The 17,668-nt window shown below is 70.3% G+C and carries 13 protein-coding genes and 1 pseudogene; 5 read left to right on the top strand and 9 right to left on the bottom strand.

Translation table 11 applies throughout. The features are described 5' to 3' along the window. Window positions 1-25: 25 nt before the first annotated feature. The 8 genes from OG207_RS04755 to kdpF (OG207_RS04720) form a co-directional block, all read right to left on the bottom strand. Window positions 26-2,569: a sensor histidine kinase KdpD gene (locus OG207_RS04755; RefSeq protein ID WP_329096190.1), complete on the bottom strand. Its 2,544-nt coding sequence runs from the start codon at window positions 2,567-2,569 to the stop codon at window positions 26-28. Window positions 2,570-2,606: 37 nt separating this feature from the next. Further along, window positions 2,607-3,296 (bottom strand): response regulator, encoded by a 690-nt coding sequence (locus OG207_RS04750; RefSeq protein ID WP_329096188.1) that lies wholly within the window; start codon window positions 3,294-3,296, stop codon window positions 2,607-2,609. A 124-nt stretch (window positions 3,297-3,420) separates the two neighbouring features. Then, a complete protein-coding gene (locus tag OG207_RS04745) occupies window positions 3,421-4,137 on the bottom strand; it encodes a potassium-transporting ATPase subunit C (protein ID WP_329096186.1) in 717 nt (238 codons plus the stop codon). An 8-nt stretch (window positions 4,138-4,145) separates the two neighbouring features. After that, complete coding sequence (kdpB, locus tag OG207_RS04740) at window positions 4,146-6,251, bottom strand: potassium-transporting ATPase subunit KdpB (RefSeq protein ID WP_329096185.1); 2,106 nt, start codon at window positions 6,249-6,251, stop codon at window positions 4,146-4,148. Next, window positions 6,248-7,912, bottom strand: coding sequence for a potassium-transporting ATPase subunit KdpA (gene kdpA, locus OG207_RS04735; RefSeq protein ID WP_329096183.1), 1,665 nt, complete (start codon window positions 7,910-7,912; stop codon window positions 6,248-6,250). The genes kdpB (OG207_RS04740) and kdpA overlap by 4 nt, the downstream gene beginning before the upstream one ends. Window positions 7,913-7,920: 8 nt before the next feature. After that, the gene (kdpF, locus tag OG207_RS04730; protein ID WP_037860493.1) at window positions 7,921-8,010 is read right to left on the bottom strand and encodes a K(+)-transporting ATPase subunit F; all 90 of its coding nucleotides are present in this window, start codon (window positions 8,008-8,010) and stop codon (window positions 7,921-7,923) included. 239 nt (window positions 8,011-8,249) lie between these two features. After that, window positions 8,250-9,008, bottom strand: coding sequence for a DUF4118 domain-containing protein (locus OG207_RS04725; RefSeq protein ID WP_329096180.1), 759 nt, complete (start codon window positions 9,006-9,008; stop codon window positions 8,250-8,252). 46 nt (window positions 9,009-9,054) lie between these two features. Beyond that, on the bottom strand, window positions 9,055-9,144 hold the full coding sequence (gene kdpF, locus OG207_RS04720; RefSeq protein ID WP_329096178.1) for a K(+)-transporting ATPase subunit F: 90 nt from the start codon (window positions 9,142-9,144) through the stop codon (window positions 9,055-9,057). A gap of 239 nt (window positions 9,145-9,383) precedes the next feature. Between kdpF (OG207_RS04720) and OG207_RS04715 the strand changes: the two genes are divergently transcribed. The 5 genes and pseudogenes from OG207_RS04715 to OG207_RS04695 all read left to right on the top strand — a co-directional run bounded on the left by OG207_RS04715 (window position 9,384) and on the right by OG207_RS04695 (window position 17,457). Next, entirely contained in the window at window positions 9,384-11,330 is a 1,947-nt protein-coding gene (locus OG207_RS04715; protein WP_329096176.1) for an APC family permease, read from the top strand. Window positions 11,331-11,538: 208 nt separating this feature from the next. Continuing rightward, on the top strand, window positions 11,539-13,686 hold the full coding sequence (gene kdpB / locus OG207_RS04710; RefSeq protein WP_329096174.1) for a potassium-transporting ATPase subunit KdpB: 2,148 nt from the start codon (window positions 11,539-11,541) through the stop codon (window positions 13,684-13,686). 337 nt (window positions 13,687-14,023) lie between these two features. Beyond that, window positions 14,024-14,449 (top strand): annotated as a pseudogene (locus OG207_RS04705) (SDR family NAD(P)-dependent oxidoreductase); the annotation flags it as partial. A gap of 175 nt (window positions 14,450-14,624) precedes the next feature. Further along, a complete protein-coding gene (locus OG207_RS04700; protein WP_329096172.1) occupies window positions 14,625-15,491 on the top strand; it encodes a GNAT family N-acetyltransferase in 867 nt (288 codons plus the stop codon). Between the two features lie 46 nt (window positions 15,492-15,537). Further along, window positions 15,538-17,457, top strand: coding sequence for a serine/threonine-protein kinase (locus tag OG207_RS04695; protein WP_329096170.1), 1,920 nt, complete (start codon window positions 15,538-15,540; stop codon window positions 17,455-17,457). On the opposite strand, the gene OG207_RS04690 is transcribed toward OG207_RS04695, so the two are convergent. After that, complete coding sequence (locus tag OG207_RS04690) at window positions 17,435-17,578, bottom strand: hypothetical protein (protein WP_329096168.1); 144 nt, start codon at window positions 17,576-17,578, stop codon at window positions 17,435-17,437. The genes OG207_RS04695 and OG207_RS04690 overlap by 23 nt on opposite strands. Between the last annotated feature and the right edge of the window lie 90 nt (window positions 17,579-17,668).

Genomic DNA, 17,668 nt, shown 5'->3' with positions numbered 1-17,668 from the left:
CGTGTTTCGGTCGGTCGCCTTGGCGTCAGGTCACCGCGGACGTCGGGAGCTCCGGCGCTACTGGAGGGCCGTCCCCCGCTATGGGGAGGGTGAGGACCATGGTGAGGCCGCCACCGGGCGTGTCCTCGGCTGCGAGGGTGCCGCCGATGGCTTCGGTGAAGCCGCGGGCGACGGCGAGGCCGAGGCCGACTCCGGCGCCTCGTGGGGCGTCGCCGTGGCGCTGGAAGGGTTCGAAGATGCGGTCCTTGGCTTCGTCCGGGACGCCGGGTCCGCGGTCGACGACGCGTAGCTCGACGCGGTGGGCCAGGGCGCTGGCAGTGACGTTGACGGGCTGGCCGGCGGGGCTGTACTTGACGGCGTTCTCGACGATGTTGGCCACGGCCCGCTCCAGCAGGCCGCGGTCGACGGCGACCATCGGCAGGGTCTCGGGGATGTCGAGCGCGACGCTGTCCTCGGGCACGCCGCCCAGGGCCATAGGGACGACCTCGTCGAGATCCGTTTCCCGGATCAGTGGGACGACGGTGCCGGTGTTGAGGCGGGACATGTCGAGGAGGTTGCCGATGAGGGCTGCGAGGCGGTCGGCTCCGTCCTCGATGCCTTCGAGGAGTTCGGCCTTGTCGTCCTCGGACCATTCGACGTCGTCGGAGCGCAGGGAAGTGACGGACGCCTTGATCCCGGCGAGCGGGGTGCGCAGATCGTGGCTGACGGCGGCGAGGAGCGCGGTGCGGATGCGGTTGGCCTCGGCGAGTTCGCGGGACTTCTCGGCCTCGTCGACGAGGCGCTGGCGGTCGAGTACGACGGCTGCCTGGGCGGCGAAGGCGCCCAGGACGCGGCGGTCCTCGGCCGGCAGGACCCGGCCCGTGAGGGCGAGGGCCATGTCGTCGCCTATGGGGAGGTCGACATCCGCGTCCTCGGGTCGGCTGACGGGACTGGTGCCGACGGACGCCGCCGTCGTCCAGGGATCCACCTCACTGCTGCGCTCCAGGAGCACGACCGACTGCATGGCGAAGGTCTCGCGAAGCCGCTCGAGGAGCGCGTCGAGGGAGTTCTCACCGCGCAGGACGCTGCCGGCGAGGAAGGAGAGGATCTCTGATTCGGCGCGCAGCCGCGCGGCCTGGTGCGTACGTCGGGCGGCCAGGTCCACCACCGAGGCCACCGACACCGCCACACCGACGAAGATCGCGATGGCGACGATGTTCTTCGGGTCGGAGATCGTGAACTCGTGCAGCGGCGGTGTGAAGTAGTAGTTGAGCAGGAGGGAGCCGAAGGCCGCCGAGGCGAGCGCGGGGAGGAGTCCGCCGAGGAGTGCTGCCGCCACCGTGCAGGTGAGGAAGAGCAGCATGTCGTTGGCGAGGCCGAGGTCGGGGACGAACTGGTTCAGCAGGACGGCGAGGAGGGCGGGGCCGGCGATGCCGGTGAGCCAGCCCCAGATGATGCGGGAGCGGCCGAGCCGCGCGCCGCGGGCGACGGGCAGCCCGCGGCCCTTGGCGGCTTCGTCGTGGGTGACGATGTGGACGTCGAGGTCCGGGCCCGATTCGCGGGCGACGGTGGCGCTGACACCGGGGCGGAACACGGACTGCCAGGAGCGCCGTCGGCTGACGCCGAGTACGATCTGGGTGGCGTTGCACCCCCGGGCGAACTCCAGCAGCGCGTCGGGGATGCTGTCGCCTATGACGTGGTGGAAGGTGCCGCCGAGGTCCTCGACCAGGGTGCGCTGGACGGCCAGTTCCTTGGGGGAGGCGGACGTGAGGCCGTCGCTCGCGGCGATGTAGACGGCGAGTACCTCGCCGCCCGCGCCCTTCTCGGCGAGGCGGGCGGCGCGGCGGATGAGCGTACGTCCCTCGGGGCCACCGGTGAGGCCGACGACGATGCGCTCGCGGGCCTGCCAGGTGGAGCGGATGTTGTGCTCGCCCCGGTACTCCTGGAGGTACTCGTCGACCCGGTCTGCGACCCACAGCAGCGCCAGCTCGCGCAGCGCGGTCAGGTTTCCGGGCCGGAAGTAGTTCGATAGGGCCGCGTCGACCTTGTCGGGCTTGTAGACGTTGCCGTGGGCCATGCGGCGGCGCAGCGCCTGCGGTGACATGTCGACGAGCTCGATCTGGTCGGCGCGGCGTGCGACCTCGTCCGGGACCGTCTCCCGCTGGCGGACGCCGGTGATCGTCTCGACCACGTCACCCAGTGATTCGAGATGCTGGATGTTGACGGTCGAGACGACGTCGATGCCGGCCTGGAGCAGCTCTTCCACGTCCTGCCAGCGCTTGGCGTTGCGCGAGCCCGGCACGTTCGTGTGCGCGAGCTCGTCCACGAGAGCCACGGCGGGGCGGCGGGCGAGGATGGCGTCGACGTCCATCTCGGTGAAGGTGGAGCCGCGGTACTCGATCTCGCACCGCTCGATCAGTTCGAGGCCGTGCAGCATGACCTCGGTCCGCGGGCGGCTGTGGTGCTCGACGAAGCCCACGACGCAGTCGGTGCCCCGCTCGACGCGGCGGTGTGCCTCGGAGAGCATCGCGTACGTCTTGCCGACGCCGGGTGCCGCACCGAGGTAGATGCGGAGCTTGCCGCGTCCCATTTCAGACTCTTTTTCTCTGTCGACGATCAGGCGGTGATCAGGGTTCGAACCGGTATCCCATGCCGGGTTCGGTGATCAGGTACCGGGGGTGAGAGGGATCGGCTTCCAGTTTGCGCCGGAGCTGGGCCATGTATACGCGCAGGTAGTTGGTGTTCTCCCCGTACGTCGGCCCCCAGACCTCCAGCAGCAGCCGGGCCTGGGTGATCAGCCGGCCCGGGTGGGTGATGAGGATTTCCAGCAGGTGCCACTCCGTCGGCGTCAGGCGTACGGTGCGGTCTCCCCGTCGTACCTTCCGTGCGACGAGGTCGACGGTGAACTCATCCGTCGTGACGACGGCTACCTCGTCGGCCTGGGACACCGCCGGGACGTCCTGCCTCCGGGCGGCTGCACGCAGGCGGGCCAGGAGCTCGTCCATGCTGAACGGTTTCGTCACGTAGTCGTCGGCGCCGGCGTCCAGGGCCCGGATCTTCTCTTCCGAGGTGTGGCGGGCGGAGAGGACCAGGATGGGCACGCGGCTCCAAGCGCGGACGTTCTTGATCACGTCGACGCCGTCCATGTCGGGTAGTCCAAGGTCCAGCACTATGACGTCCGGCTTGCGCGCGGCTGCGAGCCGCAGGGCCGAGCCGCCGTCGGAGGCCTCGTCGACCTCGAACTTGCGCGCCTGGAGGTTGATCTTCAGTGCGCGGACGAGCTGGGGATCGTCCTCCACCACCAGCACCCGGGTCATCGGTGTGCAGCCTTTCCTTCGCTACGGGCACGGGGAGGAGCCGGCGGGGCGCTCGGGCACCCTCCCAGCGTTGGCTGGGGGAGTCCCGCGCCCCACCGGCTCCCGGTCCGTGCGATGTGGAGCATCAGCTCTTGGTTAGCGCCTTGAGGGCGGTGTTGAGCTCGAGGACGTTGACGCGGGGTTCGCCCATGAAGCCGAGGGTCCGGCCGGCGGTGTGGTCGGCGACGAGCTTCTCGACCTGCTTGACGTCGAGCTTGTTCTGCTCGGCGACCCGGTGGACCTGGAGCTTGGCGTACTCCGGGGAGATGTTCGGGTCCAGGCCCGAGCCGGAGGAGGTGACGGCGTCGGCCGGAACCTCCTCGGGCCTGACCGTGTATCCGGCCGTGGAGTTGTCGGCGATGACCGCTTCCTTGGCGGCGACGACCTGGGCGCAGAGGGTGCCTTCCTCGGCGTCCTTGGTGCACTTGCCGTTCACGGCGCCGTTGTCGGCGGAGCGGTTGGTGGCACCGGAGAGGATCAGCGAGTACTGGGTGTTGACGCTGTTGCTGCCCAGTCCGTTGGAGGGGCGCGGCTGGAACCACTTCAGGTCCGGCTTCGCCGCCTCTTCGGCGTCGTCGGGGTTCTGCTTCGGGAGGTTGTAGGTCTGCCCGATGAGGGAGGAGCCGACGACGGTGCCGCTCCCGTCCTTGATCTCGGAGCCGTTGGCTTTGTCGTTGAACAGGGCCTGGGCGATGCCGGTGACGGCGAGGGGGTAGATGACCCCGCAGATCACCGTCAGAACCAGCAGGGCCCGCAGGCCCGCGCCGAGCAGGCGCGCTGTGTTGCGTACAGAGTTGTTCATGGCGGGTATCAGCCGATTCCGGGGATGAGGGAGATGAGCATGTCGATGAGCTTGATGCCGATGAACGGGGCAACCAGGCCGCCGAGTCCGTAGATGCCCAGGTTGCGGCGGAGCATCTTGTCGGCGCTGGTCGGCCGGTACTGCACGCCCTTCAGGGCGAGCGGCACGAGCGCGATGATGATCAGCGCGTTGAAGATGACGGCCGAGAGGATCGCGGAGTTCGGCGAGGAAAGGCCCATGATGTTGAGCTTGTCCAGGCCCGGGTAGACCACGGCGAACATCGCGGGGATGATCGCGAAGTACTTCGCCACGTCGTTGGCGATCGAGAAGGTCGTCAGGGCTCCGCGGGTGATGAGGAGCTGCTTGCCGATCTCGACGATTTCGATGAGCTTGGTGGGGTTGGAGTCCAGGTCCACCATGTTCCCGGCCTCCTTGGCGGCCGAGGTGCCCGTGTTCATCGCCACGCCGACGTCGGCCTGGGCCAGGGCCGGTGCGTCGTTCGTGCCGTCACCGGTCATGGCGACGAGCTTGCCGCCGGCCTGCTCCCGCTTGATGAGGGCCATCTTGTCCTCGGGCGTCGCCTCCGCGAGGAAGTCGTCGACACCCGCCTCCTCGGCGATGGCCTTCGCGGTCAGCGGGTTGTCGCCCGTGATCATGACGGTCTTGATGCCCATGCGGCGCAGCTCGTCGAACCGCTCGCGCATGCCCTCCTTGACCACGTCCTTGAGGTGGATGACACCGAGGACGCGGGCGCCCTTCTCGTCCTCCACGGCGACCAGGAGCGGCGTACCGCCGGCCTCGGAGATGCGGTTGGCGAGGAGGTCGGCGTCGTCGGAGACCCGACCGCCCTGCTCGCGGACCCAGGTGATGACCGAGCCGGCCGCGCCCTTGCGGGTCTTCTTCCCGTCGACGTCGACACCGGACATGCGGGTCTGCGCGGTGAAGGCGATCCACTCGGCCTGGGTCAGTTCGCCCTGGTGGCGTTCGCGCAGCCCGTACTTCTCCTTCGCGAGGACCACGATCGAGCGTCCCTCGGGCGTCTCGTCCGCGAGCGAGGACAGCTGTGCGGCGTCGGCGAGTTCGGCTTCCGTCGTGCCCTTGACGGGTACGAACTCGGATGCCTGACGGTTGCCGAGGGTGATGGTTCCGGTCTTGTCAAGCAGCAGGGTCGACACGTCGCCGGCGGCTTCCACCGCACGCCCGCTCATGGCGAGGACGTTGCGCTGGACCAGGCGGTCCATACCCGCGATACCGATCGCCGACAGCAGGGCGCCGATGGTGGTGGGGATCAGGCAGACCAGCAGCGCGGTGAGGACGATCATCGACTGCTTGGCCTCCGCGTAGATCGCGAACGGCTGCAGCGTGACGACGGCCAGCAGGAAGACGATGGTCAACGAGGCGAGCAGGATGTTCAGCGCGATCTCGTTGGGCGTCTTCTGCCGGGCCGCACCCTCCACGAGGGCGATCATGCGGTCGATGAAGGTCTCGCCCGGCTTCGTCGTGATCTTGATGACGATCCGGTCCGACAGCACCTTGGTGCCACCGGTGACGGCCGAGCGGTCGCCGCCGGATTCGCGGATGACGGGGGCGGACTCGCCGGTGATGGCCGACTCGTCGACGGACGCGACGCCTTCGACGACGTCACCGTCGCCGGGGATCACGTCCCCCGCCTCGCAGACGACCAGGTCGCCGATCTTGAGGTCGGTACCGGGGACCTGCTCCTCGCCCTTGCCGTCCTTGGTCAGGCGGCGGGCGACGGAGTCGGTCTTGGCCCTGCGCAGGGTGTCGGCCTGGGCCTTGCCGCGGCCCTCGGCCACGGCCTCGGCGAGGTTGGCGAAGATCGTGGTCAGCCACAGCCAGACGGTGATCGCCCAGCCGAACCAGTTCGTGGGGTCCGCGATCGCCAGGGCGGTAGTGACGACCGACCCGACCAGGACGACGAACATGACCGGGGACTTGATCATGATGCGGGGGTCGAGCTTGCGGACCGCGTCCGGGAAGGACTTCAGCAGTGCCTTGGGGTCGAACAGCCCCCCACCGACGCGGCCGGCGGGCGGCTGGTGGCCGGTGGGCAGGTCGTCGTGCGGAGCACGGGTGGGTGTGGCGGTGCTCATGATGCGAGCCCTTCGGCGAGCGGACCCAGCGCCAGGGCCGGGAAGTAGGTCAGACCGGTGATGATGAGGATGGTGCCGACGAGCAGGCCCGCGTAGAGCGGCTTGTCGGTGCGCAGGGTGCCCGCGGTCTCGGGAACGGGCTTCTGCTCGGCGAGCGAGCCGGCGAGGGCCAGGACGAAGACCATGGGCAGGAAGCGGCCCAGCAGCATGGCGATGCCGATGGTGCTGTTGAACCACTGGGTGTCGGCGTTCAGACCGGCGAAGGCCGAGCCGTTGTTGTTGGCGCCCGAGGTGTAGGCGTAGAGGATCTCGGAGAAGCCGTGCGCGCCGGTGTTCGTCATGGAGTTGCCCGGGGTGGGCAGGGCCATGGCCGCTGCGGTGAAGCAGAGCACCAGAGCGGGCGTGATCAGGATGTAGCAGGCGGCGAGCTTGATCTCGCGGGTGCTGATCTTCTTGCCCAGGTACTCGGGGGTCCGGCCGACCATCAGGCCGGCGATGAACACCGCGATGATCGCCATGATCAGCATGCCGTAGAGACCGGAACCGACACCGCCGGGCGCGATCTCGCCGAGCTGCATGCCCAGCAGCTGGATGCCACCGCCCAGACCGGTGTAGGAGGAGTGGAAGGAGTTGACCGCACCGGTCGAGGTGAGCGTGGTGGCAACCGAGAAGATCGAGGAGGCGGCGATGCCGAAGCGGGTCTCCTTGCCCTCCATGGCGCCGCCCGTGACCTCGAAGGCCGGGCCGTGGTGGGCGAACTCGGTCCACATCATCAGAGCGGTGAAGCCGACCCAGATGACGCCCATGGTGGCGAGGATCGCGTAGCCCTGGCGCAGGTTGCCGACCATGCGGCCGAAGGTGCGGGTCATCGCGAACGGGATGAGCAGGATCAGGAAGACCTCGAACAGGTTCGAGAAGGGGGTCGGGTTCTCGAAGGGGTGGGCCGAGTTGGCGTTGAAGTAGCCGCCGCCGTTCGTGCCCAGCTCCTTGATGACCTCCTGCGAGGCGACCGCGCCGCCGTTCCACTGCTGCGTGCCGCCCATGAACTGGCCGACCTCGTGGATCCCGGCGAAGTTCTGGATGGCGCCACAGCCGACCAGGACGATCGCGCCGATCACCGAGATCGGCAGCAGGATGCGGACGGTGCCGCGGACCAGGTCGGACCAGAAGTTGCCGAGTTCACCGGTGCGGGAGCGGGCGAAGCCGCGTACGAGGGCCACCGCGACGGCCATGCCCACGGCGGCGGAGACGAAGTTCTGGACCGCGAGGCCGCCGGTCTGCACGACGTGGCCCATGGCCTGCTCGCCGTAGTACGACTGCCAGTTCGTGTTGGCCACGAAGGACGCGGCGGTGTTGAAGGCCTGGTCCGGGTCGATCGACACGAAGCCGAGCGAGCCCGGCAGGATGCCCTGCAGGCGCTGCAGCAGGTAGAGGAAGAGGACGCTCACGGCCGAGAAGGCGAGGACGGCGCGCAGGTAGGCGGGCCAGCGCATCTCGGCCGACGGGTTGGCGCCGATGGCCTTGTAGATCCACTTCTCCGGCTTGTAGTGCTTCTCGGAGGAGTAGACGCGGGCCATGTAGTCGCCCAGGGGACGGTACGCCAGGGCCAGCGCGGCGATCAGGGCGAGCAGCTGGAGCACACCAGCGGTTACGGGGCTCATCACAGTGCTCAGAACCTCTCCGGGTACACGAGGGCGAGGACGAGGTAACCGAGCAGAGAGACGGCCACGACGAGGCCGACGACGTTTTCGACAGTCACAGCTTGGTCACCCCCCGGGCGATGAGAGCCACTAGCGCGAACACCGCGACCATGGTGACGACGAAGGCCAGATCGGCCATCGTGAGCTCCTGAGTGAAGAGGGAAGAAATGAATCAGCCAGTTGGCTGATGACGAGACAACCGTGTCTTCACCCGGGTGTTAAGACGCTTTGACGCGGTCCATACGAGGACACGGGAACCCTTAACGCCGCCCTGACGGTGCATGCTGCCCGCAGGGCATCAGGCCTGGTGGGGCAGGCCCGTCGTGTCCAGGGCGGTGCCGGCTTGCGCGGCCAGCGCGACGGCCACCAGACGGGCCTCTTCGGGCGGCAGGGGCCAGCCGGGGTGCGCGTCGAGGAGGAAGCGGCCGTAGTAGTGGCCGCCGCCGATGGCCCGCAGTTCGGTGTCGCCCTCCGGCCACACTGCGTACTCGGTGATCCGCATGCCGCGGCGCAGCCAGACGCTGCCGTCGTGCTCAAGCCGAGGCAGGTGCCCCATCAGGGTTCCGTACTCGAAGCGGCAGCCGCGCAGCCCCAGCAGACCCACCAGTTCCCTGCGCACGTACTCGACCACCGCCTCCGGCGAGCCGCCGTCCTCGGCGAGGCGAGCGGTGCCCTGGAGGCTCGACAGGTGCGCCGTGTCCGCGACCACGACCGCCTGGAGCCGGCGGGTACGGACCGCCAGCTGGGAGACGATCAGTCCCACGACGAGCAGGAGGACAGCCGTCTGGATCTCGTCGCCGTCTGCGATGGCGAACCGCTGGTAGGGCCTGGTGAGGAAGAAATCGAACCAGGCCGCCGCCGAAAGAGCGGCCAGCGCGCCGGCCGCCCGCGTGCCCAGGGCGGCGACCGCGACCACCACGACGACCATGATCAGGGCCTCGTTCGTCGCCGAAAGATCGCTGCGGAAGGGCACGAGCGCGAGCGCGACGAGGAAGGGGGCCACGAGGGCCGCGACCAGCGCGAGGGGGTCGTGGAGCCGGTGGAGGTAGCCGGACATGTGAAGCCTCCCGTCCGGACGAGCCGATCGTGATGAAGGGCGCGCCTCAGAACTTCTCGGGCTTGATCAGTGCGACCACGAGATGGCCCAGCAGCGCGAGGGCGATGAGCAGGCCGACCACGTTCTCCGCGTCCATGGAACTTTCTCCTGTCGTCGCAGTCGGGCGCTCTCGCCCAGATCAAGCCTGCCCCTCCGTAGCGCCGGCGCAACGCGTGGCACCGCCTCTTGACGTACCTCATACGCCGCTCTCACCTGCGCGTATGAAACGCGTGAAGAGTGGCGGGACGGACGTATGAAATACGCCAAGAGGGGTGGTCGCCCACCCGTGCGGCTTCGACGCTGTCCTCACTTTGCTCATTCGGAGGGACCGGCGACATGGCCATGCACGTAGGAAAACCGACCACGGTCGCTCAGGAGCCGGGCCCGGAGGAGCCGCCCGACACCAGCGCCACCGGATCCGGATCCGGATCCGGATCCGGGGCCGGGGCCGGGGCCGGAGACCGCCACAAGTTGACGGCTCTCCAGGGGCTCGCCGCCCTGTCGCTCGACGCGATGGCGTCCGTCGCGTACGGCCCCGAATCGATCGTGCTGGTGCTGGCGGCGGCCGGCGCGTACGGGTTGGGGTTCACCCTTCCCGTCACGCTCGCCATCGCGGCGCTCCTGGCGGTCCTGGTGGCCTCGTACCGGCAGGTGATCGCCGCGTTCCCGGACGGCGGCGGCTCCTACGCCGTGGCCAGGCGGCACCTGGGCCGGCGTACGAGCCTGGTCGCCGCGGCCTCGCTGATCCTGGACTACGTGCTGAACGTGGCGGTGTCGGTCACCGCCGGTGTCGCCGCCCTGACCTCGGCCTTCCCGTCGCTGCACGGCGAGCGCGTCTGGATCTGCCTCGCCGTCCTGGTCCTGGTCACCGCCGTGAACCTCCGGGGGGTCGTCGATTCCGCCAAGGCCTTCCTCATCCCGACCGCGCTCTTCGTCGGGTCGATCCTCGCGATGATCACCGTCGGTCTCTTCCGCGACGGCCCCGTCAGTACCGCCTCCGCGGCCGGGCACGCCTCCGCGCTCGGGGAAGGAGCCACCGCGGTCGGTGCCCTCCTGCTGCTGAAGGCCTTCGCCGCCGGCTGTTCGGCGCTGACGGGCGTCGAGGCCGTCGCCAACGCCGTACCGTCCTTCCGCGCCCCGGCCGCCCGCCGCGCCCAGCGCACCGAGGTCGCCCTCGGCGCGCTCCTGGGCGTGATGCTGATCGGCCTGTCGATCCTCATCGGCCGCTTCCACCTCCAGCCCGTCGAGGGCGTGACCGTCCTCGCCCAGCTCGCCGACGCCTCCTTCGGCCACAACGCCGCCTTCTACGTCGTCCAGTTCGCCACCATGGTGCTGCTCGCGCTCGCCGCGAACACCTCCTTCGGCGGACTCCCGGTGCTGATGAGCCTGCTGGCCCGGCACAACCACCTGCCGCACGTCTTCGCCCTCAAGGCCGACCGCCAGGTCCACCGGCACGGCGTGGTCTGGCTGGCCCTCGTATCCGCCGCCCTGCTCGTGTTCTCCGGCGGCGACACCAACACCCTCGTCCCGCTCTTCGCGATCGGCGTCTTCGTCGGCTTCACCATCTGCCAGGTCGGCATGGTCCGGCACTGGTACGGCGAGCGCCCCAAGGGCTGGCGGACCAAGGCCGCCCTCAACGGCTTCGGCGCGCTCCTGACCGGGGTTTCCGCGGTGGTGGTCACCGCGACCAAGTTCACCGAAGGCGCCTGGCTGATCGTCCTCGCCCTGCCGCTGATCGTCCTGGTCTTCGAGAAGATCCACCGGGCCTACGCCGAGATCGGCGAACGACTCGAACTGGGCCGCGTCCCGCAGCCGCCGCACCGGTCACGCTCGCTCGTCGTCGTACCCGTCTCCGGTCTGTCCCGCCTGACCTGCCAGGCCCTCACCGCCGCCCGCTCCCTCGGCGACGAGGTCCTCGCCGTCACCGTCACCCACCCCACGGCCGAGGACCGGCGGACCACCGAAGCCCTGCGCCGCGACTGGGAGTTGTGGAAGCCCGGCGTCGAACTGATCGAACTCTCCTCGGAAACCCGCTCGCTGGGCCGCCCGGTCTCGGCGTACGTGCGCAAGCTCGCCCAGACCCACCCGGACGCTCAGGTCACCGTCCTCATCCCGGAGACCGAACCCGCGCACCTGTGGCAGCGGCTGCTCCAGAACCAGCGCGGCTCCGTCGTCGCCCACGCCGTCCGCCGCGACACCGACGCCGTCATCTGCCGCCTGCGCTTCCGCATCGCGGCGCAAGCCGGGACGACGGTGCTTGACGCCCCCTTCACGGGGTCCTGACGCCCTCGATCCGCCCGCCGTTAAGGGGGCACAAATTACCTGTGCAGGAAGACTGTTGAAGGCCGCGGGCCCGGTAAGTTCCTGCCCGTTCCACCGCCGGGGATCCCAACGTCGCACGACGAGCCGGAGGGGGTCCCACAAGGGACGGATCCCCGGCGGTGCATCCATCGTTCTTCCGGCCGTGCCGATTCGACCCGAAGGTCTCGCCATGCCTCCCGCTGCCACCCGGCAGACACCTGCCGTTCCGTCCCCGTCGCAGGCTCCGGTCAACCGGCCGCCCAGACGGCGTCCGGGCCGAGGGCCCCTACTGGAGTCGATCCGGCCGGCGGCCTCCTTCCGCGAGGCCTTACTCAAACTCGAACCCCGCGAGCTGATCCGAAAGCCCGTGCTGTTCGTGGTCGCGGTCGGCTCCGTGCTCACCACGCTGTCGGCGCTCATCCACCCGTCCGTCTTCACCTGGGTGATCAGCGGCTGGCTCTGGCTGACGGTGATCTTCGCCAACTTCGCCGAGGCCGTCGCCGAGGGGCGCGGCCGGGCCCAGGCCGACTCGCTGCGCAAGGCGCGTACGGACACCGTCGCGCTGCGGCTGCGGCACTGGACGTACGGCACGAACCTGCGGCACGCCGAGACGGAGGCCGTCGCTCCGAGCGAGCTGCAGCCCCTGGACGTCGTGCTGGTGGAGGCGGGGGAGCTGATCCCGGCCGACGGTGACGTCATCGACGGCGCCGCGGCCGTCGACGAATCCGCCGTCACCGGCGAATCCGCGCCGGTGATCCGAGAAGCCGGCGGCGATCGCAGCGGGGTCACGGGCGGTACGACGGTGCTGTCGGACTCGATCGTCGTACGCGTCAGCTCCCGCCCGGGGCACAGCTTCATGGACCGCATGATCGCCCTGGTCGAAGGCGCGTCCCGGCAGAAGACCCCGAACGAGATCGCGCTCAACATCCTGCTGGCCGCGCTCACCGTCACCTTCGTCCTGGTCGTCGTCTCGCTCCAGCCGATGGCCGCCTACGCGGGCGCCGCCCAGACCACCACCGTCCTGGTGGCCCTCCTCGTCACGCTCATCCCCACGACCATCGGTGCGCTGCTCTCCGCGATCGGCATCGCGGGCATGGACCGCCTCGTCCAGCGCAACGTCGTCGCGATGAGCGGACGTGCGGTCGAGGCCGCCGGTGACGTGAACACCCTGCTCCTCGACAAGACCGGCACCATCACGCACGGGAACCGGGAGGCGGCCGCCTTCATCCCGCTCCCCGGAACCGACCACATCAAGCTGGCGGAAGCGGCCCAGTTGGCCTCGCTGGCCGACGAGACCCCCGAAGGCCGGTCCGTCACGGTCCTGGCCCAGCAGTACGGGCTCCAGCCGGTCACCCAAGAGGACCTGAGCAACCCCCGGTTCACCGAGTTCAGCGCCCGCACCAGGATGAGCGGAATCAACCTCAGCTGGCCGAACGGGGCCGGCTGCGCCATCCGCAAGGGCGCCGTGGCCCAGGTGTCCGAATGGGTGGCGCTCCGCGGCGGGACCGTACCGCCGGAAGCCGCCGCGTGGTCGGCCGGCGTGTCCGACTCCGGCGGTACCCCGCTGCTCGTCGCGGTCCACGACTGGGACGGGCTGCGGATCCTCGGCATCATCCACCTCAAGGACGTCGTCAAGGACGGCATTCGCGAACGCTTCGAAGAGCTGCGGAGCATGGGGATCCGTACCGTCATGGTGACCGGCGACAACGAGCGCACGGCCCGCGCCATCGCGCAGGAGGCCGGCGTCGACGAGTACCTGGCCGAGGCCACCCCGGAGGACAAGATGGCCCTCATCAAGCGGGAGCAGGCCGGCGGCAAGCTCGTCGCCATGACCGGTGACGGCACGAACGACGCACCGGCCCTGGCCCAGGCCGACGTCGGCGTGGCCATGAACACGGGCACCTCCGCCGCCAAGGAGGCCGGGAACATGGTGGACCTGGACTCCAACCCCACCAAGCTCATCGACATCGTGGAGATCGGCAAGCAGCTGCTCATCACCCGCGGAGCCCTGACGACCTTCTCGATCACGAACGACGTCGCCAAGTACTTCGCGATCATCCCGGCCATGTTCACCGCGGCCTACCCGGGACTGGAAGCGCTCAACATCATGGGCCTGCACAGCCCGTTGTCCGCCATCACCTCGGCGATCATCTTCAACGCGCTGATCATCATCGCGTTGATCCCGCTCGCCCTGCGCGGCGTCCGCTACAAACCGGCCTCGGCACACGACCTGCTGCGCCGCAACCTCGCCGTCTACGGCCTCGGCGGCCTGATCCTGCCGTTCATCGGCATCAAGGCCATCGACCTCGTCGTCTCCACGATCCCCGGGCTCGGCTGAAGTCCGCCAAGACCGCATCAGAGGGTCGTCAGGGAGCTTGAGCCGTACGCCGCGGACCAGTTGGATGGACGACGTGTACATCGGTCAGCTCCATGACGACCGGCCGCCGCATCCGCCGCATCCGCCGCATCCGGTGCCGCCGGGCCTGCGCCCTGTTCGCCGCCGTCGGCGCAACGCACGCTGACCTGCCGGCAAGAGGCCCCGGCCCTGCCGCGGCCCACCGCGCGACTGCGAGCGCGGCCCACCCCCGTACTCGATACGGAACCACACCTCACCGCACGGCGGCGCCCCGACCTCGTCGGGGACCCGCCGTCGTGCCTGTCCACTGGAACCCCTCATGTCTTCGTTCCTGTCCGGCCGGACCATCATGGTCACCGGTGCCACCTCCGGCATCGGCTACGAAACCGCCCGCCTGCTCGCGGAGTCCGGTGCCACCGTGCTCCTCCACGGCCGCACCGCGGAGGAGGCCCGGGCCGCCGTGAAGCGACTCCTCGCCACCGCCGACGTCGACGCGGAACTCCTGCGCCCGTGTGCGGCGGACTTCTCGCGGCTCGACGAGGTCGAGCGGCTCGCCGGCCGGGTCATCACCGGGCATCCGTACCTCGACGTGCTGGTCAACAACGCCGTCGCCGCCCCGGAGCGGCACACGCTCACCCCCGACGGCAACGAGCTCTCGTTCCAGGTCAACTTCCTCGCCCACTACCTGCTGACGCACCTGCTCGAGCCGGCGCTCACGACCGCCCCGGGCGGACGCGTCGTGAACAAGCGCGCCGACCAGCTCGTCGGACACTCCGTCTGACGGGGTCCGCGCACCAGCCAACCCCGGCCGCAAGGCCGGCCGGCGCCGACGCTCACCGGCGCCGGATCCCCGCGGGGGCGGCCCACCGCCCCGGGCCGCCCCCGCCCCTCTCCCCCCTTCGACCTAGGCGGCGTCCGTCGTGATCGAGCTCCTTCCCTCCCGTCTCCCCGCTCTGGCCCGCTGGTTCCCCGGCGGGGCCCCTGGCGTCGCGGCTCTGCCCGAGCACGTCATCGCCACCGGTGGCGGCCGCTGGTGGGCGGACCGTGTCGTGGACCCGAGGGCGCTCGCGGTCTCCAGCGGGGACCATCTCCTGCTGCGCGGTGACCCGGGCTCTCTCGCACCCGATGCCCTCGCACGGTTCGCGGGCAGCTACATCGAGGCCCCGGCCCGCTTCCTATCCGTCCTCGGCGGCGTGTTCCAGAAGGTCGATCCGTGGGAGCGCATGGTCTACGTGCACCAGGCGCCCGCCATGGCAGCCCGCCCGGCTCCCGGCATCACGGTGCGCCGGCCGGCCCCCGAGGACACGCCGGCCGTCGTCGCACTCGGTCCCGGGGCGGCCTGGATCCACAAGACCTGGGGCGGCCCCGAGCAGCTCGCGTCCTCCGGGCTCTGCTGGGGCGCCTTCCACCGGGGCCGCGCCCTCTCCCTGGCCTGCACCTACTTCCTCGGCAGCCGGTACGAGGACGTAGCGGCCCTCGCCGACCCCGGCCACCGCCGGCAACACCTCGCCCTCGCCTGCGTCACCGCCCTGTGCCAGGACATCGCCGCCCGCGGCCGCACGCCGAGCTGGACCTGCTCGCGCGACAACCGCCCCAGCCGCCTCCTGGCCTGGTCGGCCGGCTTCCGCCTGACCCGCGAGGACGTCCACTACGCGACGGGCCCCGCCCGCCGGCAGGCCTACCAGGGGGCGCGGGCGGCCCGACCTCGCCCGGTCTTCGCCGGTTTCTCCGCAGGGACGGCACGGGGGAGGGGCCGCTCAGTACGATGCGGCGGGCGGACCCGGTAGGGGCAGCGCGGGCCCGGTCCGGATGACCGGGCGGAAGCGAGGGGCCTTGAACGTCGCTGGCATGCACATCGGCGGCCGGTACCGGCTGGAAGCCCTGCTCGGACGCGGTGGGATGGGCGAGGTGTGGCGGGCCCACGATCCCCGGCTCGATCGCAAGGTCGCGATCAAGTTCCTTCCCCCGGACTTGGCCGACGGCCACGTCGTGGACCGGTTCCACCGCGAGGCCCGGGTCACGGCGCGGCTCCAGCATCCGGGCATCACGCAGGTCTTCGACAGCGGCGCACAGGACGGACGGCTCCACCTGGTCATGGAGCTGCTGGACGGTCGCGATCTGGGCTCGGTACTGCAGGACGGGAAGTCCGGGCTGCCCGTGCGCCGGGCGGTGGACCTGGCCGCGCAGGTCGCCGAGGCGCTCTCGTACGCGCACCGGGCGGACATCGTCCACCGGGACATCAAGCCCGCCAACCTCATGCTGGTGGACGGCGGCCGGGTGAAGGTGTGCGACTTCGGGATCGCGGGCTTCGTCCATGCGGACTCCGGGCTGACCCGTGAGGGCAGCCTGATGGGAACGCCCGACTACATGGCGCCGGAACAGTGCCGGGGCCTGCGGGTCGACGGCCGGGCCGACCTGTACGCCCTCGGCTGCGTCCTGTTCGCCCTTCTCACCGGGAGGCCGCCCTTCACGACACACGGAGACTTCCGGGTCGTGATGATGGATCACATCCACACCCCACCCCCGCGGCTGGCCTCCCTGCGGCCGGGCGTGCCCGTCGAGCTCGACCGGCTCGTCTCGGTCCTGCTCGCGAAGGAGCCCGCTGACCGTCCGGCCTACGCCGGGGTCGTGGCCGACCGGCTCAGAGACCTCGCCCCTCGGCGTGCCGGGGTGCCGCTGTCCGCGCCCCGACAGGGCCCTACGTCCGCTTCCACCTCTCGACCGGATCCCAGGTACGCGTACGCCGGCCGCCCGGCGCCGGCTCCTCGCACCGCAGGTTTCACGATGGAGGCGGACTACAACGAGGTGCTCCACCCGGAGGCGACCGAGGCCAACGCGATCGTGACGGTGACGGGTACGGGCGCAGCACCCGACGACACGGCGGCCGCTGCGCCCCGCGCCCTGGTCTTCCTGCTCGGGCTTTCCGACGAACTCTGCGAAGCGGACTTCCGCGCCGTCCGGGCCGCGGTCGGTGCTGCCGTCGACAGCCTGGACGAGGATGCTGCCTTCGCCGTCGTGGCGGGATCGGACCATGCCCGGATGCTCTACCCCGACACCATGCGCCTGGTCCGGGCGACCGCAGAGGCCAGGGCCGAGGCGCGCGTCGCGCTGGCCGGGCTGGAGCCGATCGCGGTGGCTGCCTTCGGCAGGTGGCTACGGCTCGCCGACCGGCTCCTGGCCGGTCACGGCGAGGCGGTGCGCGCGGCGGTCCTCCTCACGGACCTGACGGCCACGGCCGAGAGTCCGGAAGAGCTGTCGGCCGTGCTCGCCTCGTGCGCGGGCCGCTTCACCTGCCACGCCCGCGGAATCGGCACCGACTGGGAGGTGGCGCAGGTCAGAGCGATCACCACGGCGCTGTCCGGCACGATGGACATCGTCATGGATCCCTCGGCGCCCGCCTCGGGCCTCACCGGAGAACTGATCTCGCTCGTCGCCCGGACCCGCCGGGCGTTCGCCCGTACCCTCGCCCTGCGGATCGCGCTGCCGGGAGGCTGCCGCGTCCGGTTCGTCAAGCAGCTCACGCCGACCGTGGACGATCTCACCGGCCGCGGGTACCAGCTCGGCCCCGGTGTGACCGAGTACCCCATCGACGTTCCGGACGACGACTCGTGCGACTACCACCTGCTGTTCGACCTGCCGCCCGGCCGTCACGGGGACGAGGACGTCGCCCAGCTGAGCATCGTCCTGCTTCCTCCGGCCGGTGACGGACAGACCCTCGTCGGGGTGCCGGTCATCGCAAACCGGAGACCCTGAAGACCGTCTCGGCCGTTTCGCGGTCGATGCGCGCCGCCAGCCGGCGCAGGGCGGTCGCTCCGCACAGCAGGGTGCCGCTCTGGAGGGAAGTGTGGGTGTCCGTGTCGACACGCTGCCACATGGCGGGGTTGCGGACCGAATGGTCCCGGGGCCCGCATGCCCGGCCCGTGCATCGGTCGCGGACCGAGTGTTGCGTCGTCCCATGGGGACG

It is taken from the genome of Streptomyces sp. NBC_01439, assembly GCF_036227605.1.
Classification (GTDB): domain Bacteria; phylum Actinomycetota; class Actinomycetes; order Streptomycetales; family Streptomycetaceae; genus Streptomyces.
This window is presented reverse-complemented; position numbering and strand designations above follow the sequence as displayed.

Bases quoted from the DNA above. Each gene is read 5' to 3' on its own strand.
- OG207_RS04755 (WP_329096190.1), bottom strand. From the start codon at position 2,569: ATGGGACGCGGCAAGCTCCGCATCTACCTCGGTGCGGCACCCGGCGTC.
- OG207_RS04750 (WP_329096188.1), bottom strand. From the start codon at position 3,296: ATGACCCGGGTGCTGGTGGTGGAGGACGATCCCCAGCTCGTCCGCGCA.
- OG207_RS04745 (WP_329096186.1), bottom strand. From the start codon at position 4,137: ATGAACAACTCTGTACGCAACACAGCGCGCCTGCTCGGCGCGGGCCTG.
- kdpB (WP_329096185.1), bottom strand. From the start codon at position 6,251: ATGAGCACCGCCACACCCACCCGTGCTCCGCACGACGACCTGCCCACC.
- kdpA (WP_329096183.1), bottom strand. From the start codon at position 7,912: ATGAGCCCCGTAACCGCTGGTGTGCTCCAGCTGCTCGCCCTGATCGCC.
- OG207_RS04725 (WP_329096180.1), bottom strand. From the start codon at position 9,008: ATGTCCGGCTACCTCCACCGGCTCCACGACCCCCTCGCGCTGGTCGCG.
- kdpF (WP_329096178.1), bottom strand. From the start codon at position 9,144: ATGGACGCGGAGAACGTGGTCGGCCTGCTCATCGCCCTCGCGCTGCTG.
- OG207_RS04715 (WP_329096176.1), top strand. From the start codon at position 9,384: ATGGCCATGCACGTAGGAAAACCGACCACGGTCGCTCAGGAGCCGGGC.
- kdpB (WP_329096174.1), top strand. From the start codon at position 11,539: ATGCCTCCCGCTGCCACCCGGCAGACACCTGCCGTTCCGTCCCCGTCG.
- OG207_RS04690 (WP_329096168.1), bottom strand. From the start codon at position 17,578: ATGTGGCAGCGTGTCGACACGGACACCCACACTTCCCTCCAGAGCGGC.